The organism is Saccharopolyspora sp. NPDC049426 (genome assembly GCF_040676935.1).
GTDB lineage: Bacteria > Actinomycetota > Actinomycetes > Mycobacteriales > Pseudonocardiaceae > Saccharopolyspora.
The window spans coordinates 1-8047 of the sequence record NZ_JBFAPZ010000031.1; the positions used below are offsets into that span (position 1 = coordinate 1).

The window sequence follows — 8047 nt, forward strand, 5'->3', positions numbered from 1 at the left end:
CACGACCAATCGCCGCACTGTTCTGCGCATCCAACCCGAGCTCACTCAGAAGGTCTTCACGTTCCTGAGTCGTAGTCATCGGACCTCACCTCCTCGTTCGAATCCCGATTCCGGATCACTCACGCCACGCCGATGTGCTCGCGGGATGCGGACACGGTCGTCGCAACGGCGCGGGACGAAAATCAGCTGCCACCAGTGGAGATCGGCGAGCTGAAAGAGCTTCCCTCGCCACAGGTACTCGTCGGCCCGGTCAAACGGTGGTTCCGAATGTGGTCGCCAGGCCTGACTTCTGTTCGATTCACCCTGTGATACTCATCAATTTTACGGTTCTCGCAACGACTCCGGAAGAGGTGACCGCTCACCGGTGAGCCTGCACCGCTCGCCCGGAATCAACTACCGCCCAACGGAGTTGGGAACCGACGAACCTCGACGCCCAGTGCTCCGGAGTTCCGTTCCGCCGTCGGATGCTCGGTCCGAGGAATCGATTCACCGGACGGGTTCCGCCTGGCAGAAGGCATCTTCGGGCGTCAATCGGTTCCTTCACGAGCGTATTCCCCTCGAATGCGAGCGACGTCAGCGACATTCCGGTCGGCCCAGGTTCATGACCTTGTCCCACGCCGACACGAAATCGCGCGAGAACTCTTCCGGCTCGGCGGCGTAGAACTCCGCGAGAGCGCGCAATTCGGAGTGCGAACCGAAGATGAGGTCGACCCGGCCGGCGGTCCACCGCGGTTCTCCGGTCGCGCGGTCACGCCCTTCGAAGGTGGTGGAGATTCCGCGCGTGACCGACCTCGGTGTCCATTCGACGTTCATGTCGAGGAGGTTGGTGAAGAAGTCGTTGGTCAGCTCGCCCGGTCGGGTCGTGAACACTCCCAGCGGTGTGCCGCGGTGGTTGGCGCCGAGCGCGCGGAGTCCACCGATGAGCGCCGTCATCTCGGGGGCGCTCAACCTCAACTGGTTCGCGCGATCGATCAGCAGGTGTTCGGCCGGGAGCTGCGGCTTCTCGCTGACGTAGTTGCGGAAGCCGTCCGCGGTGGGTTCGAGCGCGGCGAAGGAGTCGACGTCGGTCCACTCCTGGGTGGCGTCGGTGCGCCCAGGCGTGAAGGGAACGGGGATGCCGTCGGCCGCGTGTTCGATCGCGGTGCAGCCTGCTAGGACGATGAGGTCGGCGAGCGAAACGCGCTTGGCGTCACCGCGTTCGGCGTTGAACACCTCCCGGATTCCCTCCAGCGCGTCCAAGACCGGCCCGGTGGTGGCGGGGTCGTTGGCTTCCCAGCGGCGTTGGGGTTCGAGGCGGATGCGGGCTCCGTCGGCTCCGCCGCGCTTGTCGCTGTCGCGGTAGGTCGAGGCCGACGCCCAGGCGGTGAACACCAGCTGCGGGAGCGGGATTCCGCTGGCCGAGATGCGGTTCTTGAGCTCGGCGATGTCGGTGTCGTCGATGAGCTCGTGGTCAACCTCGGGCACCGGGTCCTGCCAGATCATCCGCTCCACCGGAACCAGCGGTCCCAGGTAGTTGTGCCGAGGCCCCATGTCGATGTGGGTGAGCTTGAACCACGCTCGCGCGAAGGCATCGGCCAGCTCGTCGGGGCGGGCGAGGAAGCGGCGTGCGATCGGTGCGTAGTCGGGGTCTTCCTGCAACGCCAGGTCGGTGGTCAGCATCGTCGGCGTGCGCCGTTTCAGCGGGTCGTGGGGGTCCGGGGCCGTGCCGTGGCCCTGGTCCCCGCGGGGCACCCACTGCCACAGCCCGGCCGGGCTGAGCACGACGTCCCACTCGTAGGCGAACAGCGTCTCCAGGAACGAGTTGTCCCAGCTCGTCGGGGTGGGCGTCCAGATCCCTTCCAGCCCCGTCGAGATCGCATCCGGCCCCTTGCCGGTTCCGTAGCTGTTCCTCCAGCCCAGGCCCTGCTCCTCCAGCCCCGCGGCCTCGGGCTCGGCGGCCAGGTGGTGCAGATCGGCGGCGCCGTGGGACTTGCCGAAGGTGTGCCCGCCGACGATGAGCGCGACGGTCTCCACGTCGTCCATCCCCATCCGCCCGAACGACTCCCGGATCGCCCGGCCCGCCGCGATCGGATCGGGCAGCGTCGAGGGCCCCTGCGGGTCGACGTAGATCAAGCCCATCTCATCCGCGGCGAGCGGTTGTTGGAGATCCCGCACACCGGTGTGGCGCTCATCCGCCAGCCAGGTGCGCTCCGGACCCCAGTAGACGTCGGCTTCGGATTCCCACACGTCCTCGCGGCCACCCGCGAAACCCAGAGTCGTGAAGCCCATGGATTCCAGCGCGCGATTTCCGGCGAAGACCATGAGGTCGGCCCAGGAGATGCTGCGGCCGTACTTCTGCTTGACCGGCCACAGCAACCGGCGTGCCTTGTCCAGGTTCCGGTTGTCCGGCCAGCTGTTGGTCGGCGCGAAGCGCTGCATCCCCGAGCTCGCACCGCCACGGCCATCGCCGAGGCGATAGGTCCCCGCGCTGTGCCAGGCCATCCGCAGCACCAGCGGCCCGTAGTGCCCGAAATCGGCCGGCCACCAGTCCTGCGAGGTGGTCAGGACCTCGTCGATGTCGCGGGCGAGCGCATCCAGATCGAGCTTCTCGAACTCGGCCGGGTAGTCGAAATCCGGCCCTAACGGGTTCGCCGCGGGGTGGTGCTTGGCCAAGATCCCCAGGTCCAGTCGGGCCGGCCACCAGTCGCGGTTGTCACCACCCGCCGCCGGGTGGTTGCGGACCCGCACAACGCGCCGCCGCACGCTCTGGTCGTAGTTCCTGCTGACCGCCACCGCATCCGGGTTCTCCGGCATCGGAACCTCCCTCCCGGCAACCTCAGATGCCCAGCTCTCGACGCACCGCCGGGGCGTTCCGCCGCGACACCGGCACCATCGCGTCCGCGCCGGTGTCCATCACCAGCGCCAGTTCGCCCTTGAAACCGCGCTCGACCTCCCGGACGCGGGCGAGGTTCACCACGTACTGCCGGTGGACTCGCAGGAATCCGCTGCCGCCGAGCTCTCGTTCGAGCTTGTCCAGAGCCGGCGTCGCCGCCCGCAGGCGGCCCTGATCGGTCGACAGCCAGACGTCGTTGCCCTCCGACTCGGCGAAGGAGACCTCGGGCGGGCGCAGCAGCACCATCCGGTTCTCCCTGCTCGCGACGATCCGCGGCGCGTGGTCCTGGCCGCGCGCACCTCCCCCGCTGTCCGCGCGCGGCAGCTGCTCGCCCTCGGAGACCCCGAAGGACACCAGGTTGCCGACCAGGTGCCCGGACAGGAACACCGGACGGAAGCTGATCGGCGTCGGGTCGTCGGCGAGGTGCGTGAAGACCTGCGTGGATCCGACCCAGGCGGGGTTGTGGGACGCCTGCTTGGCGGCGTACCGGGCGGCCTTGATCAGCTCCGGCAGCCTCGGGTTCCACCGCACCGCCGGGTCGGGCGCCGGCGTCGAGCTCGGCACGCCGAGCAGCACGCTCGCCTTCTCGTCGGCGATCACCACGCGGCCGGCGGGATCCATCGCCGCCACCGACGCGCCCGAACGCGAACGCGCGTGGTTGTAGGCCGCGACCAGCTCGGCACCGGCATCGCGGGCGCGGCGTCGGAGCATGAACTGCGTCCTGCTGGCGGCGTTGCTCAGCCACGCACCCGCGGCCTTGGGCAGCTCGCTGCGCCAGCACGAGATGTTGAGGACCGCGACCGGTTCCTTGGTCACCACGTCGCGCACCGCCACGCCCGCGCAGGTCCAGTCGTGGAACGCCTGGCACCAGTGCTCGGCTCCCCTGATCACCACGGGAGAGGTCGTCTCCAGCGCGGTTCCCATGCCGTTGGTGCCGGTGGCGCACTCCGACCAGCAGTACCAGGGCGCCAGGTTCGCCTTGGCCGCGAAGGCGCGCGTGGCCTTGTCGCCCCACTCGGCCAGGACCCGGCCGGAGGCGTCGGCGATCGTCACCACGCCACCGATGTTGCTCACCTCGTCCACGACCGAGGCCGCGCGGAAGCCCAGTTCGGCGAACACGACGTCGTGCTCCAGCGCGTGGTCGACGTCGGCCGTGGCGACCGGGGCCTCGGTGAGCGAGGGGTCGACGCCGTACTGGTCCCGGCAGCGGTGCCAGGACAGCGCCACCTCCGGCCGCACGCCGTGGACGTCGTCCTCACCCCGCACGAAGCGCTCCCACGCCTCGTACACCGTGGCCTTGCGCGGTTTGCGTGCCGGGAGGTCGAGCCGGTGCATGTCTACCATCTGGGGACCGCCTTTGGTCTTCTCACCAACCCGGAACGCGTGCGGACGGGGGACTCACGTGCCGGGACGAACCGCCGGCTCGTCGGGAGCACGTCACGAATACCGAGGCGAACGGGCGTTGGAGGGTCTCGCGCTCCGGTCTCGATGACCTCGGGCCGAAAGCTACGTCGCGCGAGATTTCCGGGGCAAGCAGAACGCGACGACCGCTGGCGAACGGCGCACGAGCGGCAGCCCGGGGACAACCAGCGGTGGTCCGCGTCACCCCTCGACGAGCAGCGGGTGGTGCGGTGCCGGATCCTGGACGAGGTGGCCCGTCGCTTCGAGCACCGACATCCACAGGTCGCCGTCCGGATCGACCTGGTTGCGGTGGCTGATGATCAGCGGCATCGGCACGTGCACGAACCGCCGCCGCCAGCGCACCACCGCGGTCTCCGTGCGACCGGCCATGGCCGCGTGCACCGCGGCGTGGGCCAGGCGCAGGCAGTAGACGCTGTCGTAGGCGTTGGCGGTCACGCTGCGGATGGCGTAGCTCGGATCGATGTAGCGCACCGTCGGCGCCAGTCCGGCCGCCGTCAGGTGAGCGGTGATGGTCTCCCTGAGCAGCCCTCCGATGTCGCCGAGCTTGGCGTTGCCGGAGGCGTCGGTGGCGCCGCCCTCCAGCAGTCCGCGCTCGGCGAGCAGGTCCTGCCCCGCCCCCTCGGCGGCGACGATGACCACGAAGCCCTTCGACCGGACGTGCCGCTCGACCCGGGCCAGCAGCCCGTCCTCGCCTTCCAAGGCGAAGGGCACCTCCGGGATGAGGACGATGTCCGCCGCGTTGCGGGCCAGCGACGCGTAGCAGGCGATGAACCCGGAATGCCGGCCCATCAGCTTCACGATGCCGATCCCGTCCGGGCTGGCCGCGGCCTCGACGGAGACCGAGGAGATGAAGTTGGCCGCCTGCGCGAACGCGCTCTGGAACCCGAAGGACTGGTCGGTGTAGGGCAGGTCGTTGTCGATCGTCTTGGGCACGCCGATGACGGCGATGTCCAGACCGCGCGCCCGGATCGCCGCGGCCAGGCGCGTCGCGGCGTTCATGCCCCCGTCCCCGCCGATGACGAACAGGACGTTGATGCCGCGCAGCAGGAGGCTGTCGACCATCTCCTCCGCGTCCTGCCCACCCCGCGAGCTGCCCAGGACGGTGCCGCCCGCGTTGTGGATGTCGCGCACGCGGTCCGGCGTCAGCTCGATGGTGTCGTCGCGGTGCCGGGCGGTCAGGCCCCGAAGCCCGTTGCGGAAGCCCACGATGCGCTTGACGTCGTACTGCACGGTCAGTTCCTGCACGAGGCCGCGGATGACGTCGTTGAGCCCGGGGCACAGTCCGCCGCAGGTGACGATTCCGGCGGTGACCCGCGCCGGGTCGAAGTAGATCTTGCGGCGGGGGCCGGCGGCCTCGAAGCTCGGCAGGTCCTCGGGCGGGAGGCCGTGCTCGGCGAGCATGGACACCGTGTCCTCCAGCAGGACCCGGTCGCCCTCGGCCACGTAGTGCGGGGAGGTCCGCTTGGCGGCGAGCAGCGCGGACAGCGGCGAGTCGTGGCGGCACTCGCCGAGGTGGCGAACGCGCAGGTCGTCCAGGTGCAGCGTCATCGGATCCCACCTCTGACCGGATGCGCGCCGGTGTGCGAGATGCGGCGCACCTGGCCGCTGGAGATCAGCATGGACTCCGCGAGCACGGCGCCATCGGACTCCCGGGGACCGCTCAGCAGCGACCCGCTGGTGACGCCGGTGGCGGCGAACAGCGCATCGCCGCCGACGAGTTCGTCGCAGGTGTAGACGCGGTCGACGTCCATGCCCGCCGCGCGGATGGCGGCGGCTTCCTCCTCGCGCTGCGGGGCGAGACGGCCGAGCATGTCGCCGCCCAGCGCGCGGACCGCGGCGGCGGTCATCACGCCCTCGGGCGTGCCTCCGATGCCGAGCAGCAGGTCGGCGTCCCCGGTCGGCAGCAGCACTTCGAGACTGCCGGCGACGTCGCCTTCGGCCGGGGTGTGCACGGACGCACCGGCTCGCAGCAACCGCGCGATCAGCTCCTGGTGGCGCGGCTTGTCCATGATGACCACGCGCAGCCGGTCGACCGGCTTGCCGAGGGCGCGGGCGACGTTGGCCACGGTCCGCTCGGGCGTGTCGGCGAGGTCGACGACGCCCTTCGCCCGCGGCGGGACCACGATCTTGTCCATGTAGAAGCCGGGACCGGGCGACCAGAGCGTTCCGGGCTCGGCGAAGGCGATGGTGGCCATCGAGCCCGGGTGGTTCTTGGCGCAGAACGAGGTGCCTTCGAGCGGGTCGACGGCGATGTCGAAGTCCGGGCCGCGGCCGTTGCCCACGGCTTCGCCGTTGTAGAGCATCGGAGCCTCGTCCTTCTCACCTTCACCGATGACGACCGTCCCACGGCCGGGGGCGTCGGCGAGCACCTGGCGCATGGCCTCGGTCGCCGCTGCGTCGGCCGCGTTCTTGTCGTGCCTGCCCACCCAGGCGTGGCTGGCGATCGCCGCGCTGTGCGTGGCGGCCAGCGCGATCGCCTCCAGGGCGCGGACGTCGGTGCGGGTGCGCGGTTCGGTCCGGTGCATCTCGGGCTCCTCGGTTCGGCTGCCTGCCTGCATGTCCGGCTCCGGTCACTCCAGATTCGCGTGCAGCCGCCACAAGTCGGTGGCCTGCACTCCGCTCGACCGCCACAGCGCGTGGAACAGCGCGTCGCTGAGCAGCAGCACCGACTGCTCGAACAGGCTCCCCGCGTACTGCTCGGACGCCTCGCCCTCGAAGTCCTGCTTGTCGGCGGCGGGGATGACCAGCACCTCGGTCGCGAGCTTCGCCAGCGGCGAGTCCGGCGCGGTCGTCAGCGCGATGACGTTCGCCCCCTGACCCCGCGCGGTTTCGGCCGCCCGCACCACGCGGGAGGTGGTGCCGGAACCGGACGCGGCGACCAGGACGTCACCCGTGCCGATCGCCGGCGCGGTCGTCTCCCCCACGACGTGCGTGGAGAGCCCGAGGTGCATGAAGCGCATCGCGGCCATCTGCAGGGCCAGTCCGCTGCGCCCGCCGCCGACGGTGAACACCGCCGTCGCGTTGAGCAGCATCGCTCCGGCGCGGGCCCAGGCCGCGGGCTGGACGTCTCGGCGCACGCGGTCCACCTCGCCGCTGATGGCCAGCGTCGCGTAGCTGAAGTGCGGCGGGTTGAGCCTGTCGCCGGTGTTCTGGTCAGCCGTGTCCGTTCCGGTCATCTGAGCCACTCCCCACTGCGTTCGTCGAAGAACTCCAGGCGCTCATCCGCGATGGTGAAATCGCGCGTTCCCATTCCTGGATTCCGCCCTCGTCGCGAATCCGCGGTTCCCGCGGTCGCATTTTCGGGACGCATTCTGCGGTTGTGAGACTGCACGGACGCCGAGATCCGGTCAACTGAGCGGTCACGAACAGGCATCCGGGTGGAACGAACGGCGCCCAGGTCCGCTCAAACGGTCGTTCGCGCTCGTCAGCGGACTGGAGATCACCATTCCGGCGACCTCGAAGCACTGCGGGAATTGCCATCTGGAAGGGCGTTCCGGCCGTTTGTTCCGCCGTGGCGTCCGTTCGTTCCGGCGCGGTTGACCGGGTTGTGGAGATCCGTGCACTGTCACAGGTCGTTGCTCGTTTCCGACTCCGGACCGAAAGCGCGGAACCGATCGGAAACCCTGAAAATCCGCCGAGCACCACGAATTGAGGAGATTGCCGTGAAGCTGCAGGTAGCACTGGACGTCGCCACCCTCGAAGACGCGCTGACCCTGGCCCGCCAGACCGCCGAGCACGTGGACATCCTCGAAC

At 69.8% G+C, this 8047-nt stretch carries 5 protein-coding genes; all 5 read right to left on the reverse strand.

The features are described 5' to 3' along the window. Positions 1-573: 573 nt before the first annotated feature. The 5 genes from katG to hxlB all read right to left on the reverse strand — a co-directional run bounded on the left by katG (position 574) and on the right by hxlB (position 7470). On the reverse strand, positions 574-2793 hold the full coding sequence (katG, locus tag AB0J78_RS33285; protein ID WP_363796029.1) for a catalase/peroxidase HPI: 2220 nt from the start codon (positions 2791-2793) through the stop codon (positions 574-576). A gap of 22 nt (positions 2794-2815) precedes the next feature. Further along, positions 2816-4216 carry a LytTR family transcriptional regulator DNA-binding domain-containing protein gene (locus tag AB0J78_RS33290; RefSeq protein WP_363796031.1) on the reverse strand — a complete coding sequence of 467 codons (1401 nt, stop codon included), beginning with the start codon at positions 4214-4216 and terminating at the stop codon, positions 2816-2818. 258 nt (positions 4217-4474) lie between these two features. Next, entirely contained in the window at positions 4475-5842 is a 1368-nt protein-coding gene (locus AB0J78_RS33295; protein ID WP_363796033.1) for an ATP-dependent 6-phosphofructokinase, read from the reverse strand. Then, positions 5839-6819 (reverse strand): class II fructose-bisphosphatase, encoded by a 981-nt coding sequence (gene glpX, locus AB0J78_RS33300; RefSeq protein WP_363796035.1) that lies wholly within the window; start codon positions 6817-6819, stop codon positions 5839-5841. The genes AB0J78_RS33295 and glpX overlap by 4 nt, the downstream gene beginning before the upstream one ends. Positions 6820-6864: 45 nt before the next feature. Then, positions 6865-7470 carry a 6-phospho-3-hexuloisomerase gene (hxlB, locus tag AB0J78_RS33305; protein WP_363796037.1) on the reverse strand — a complete coding sequence of 202 codons (606 nt, stop codon included), beginning with the start codon at positions 7468-7470 and terminating at the stop codon, positions 6865-6867. Positions 7471-8047: the final 577 nt, after the last annotated feature.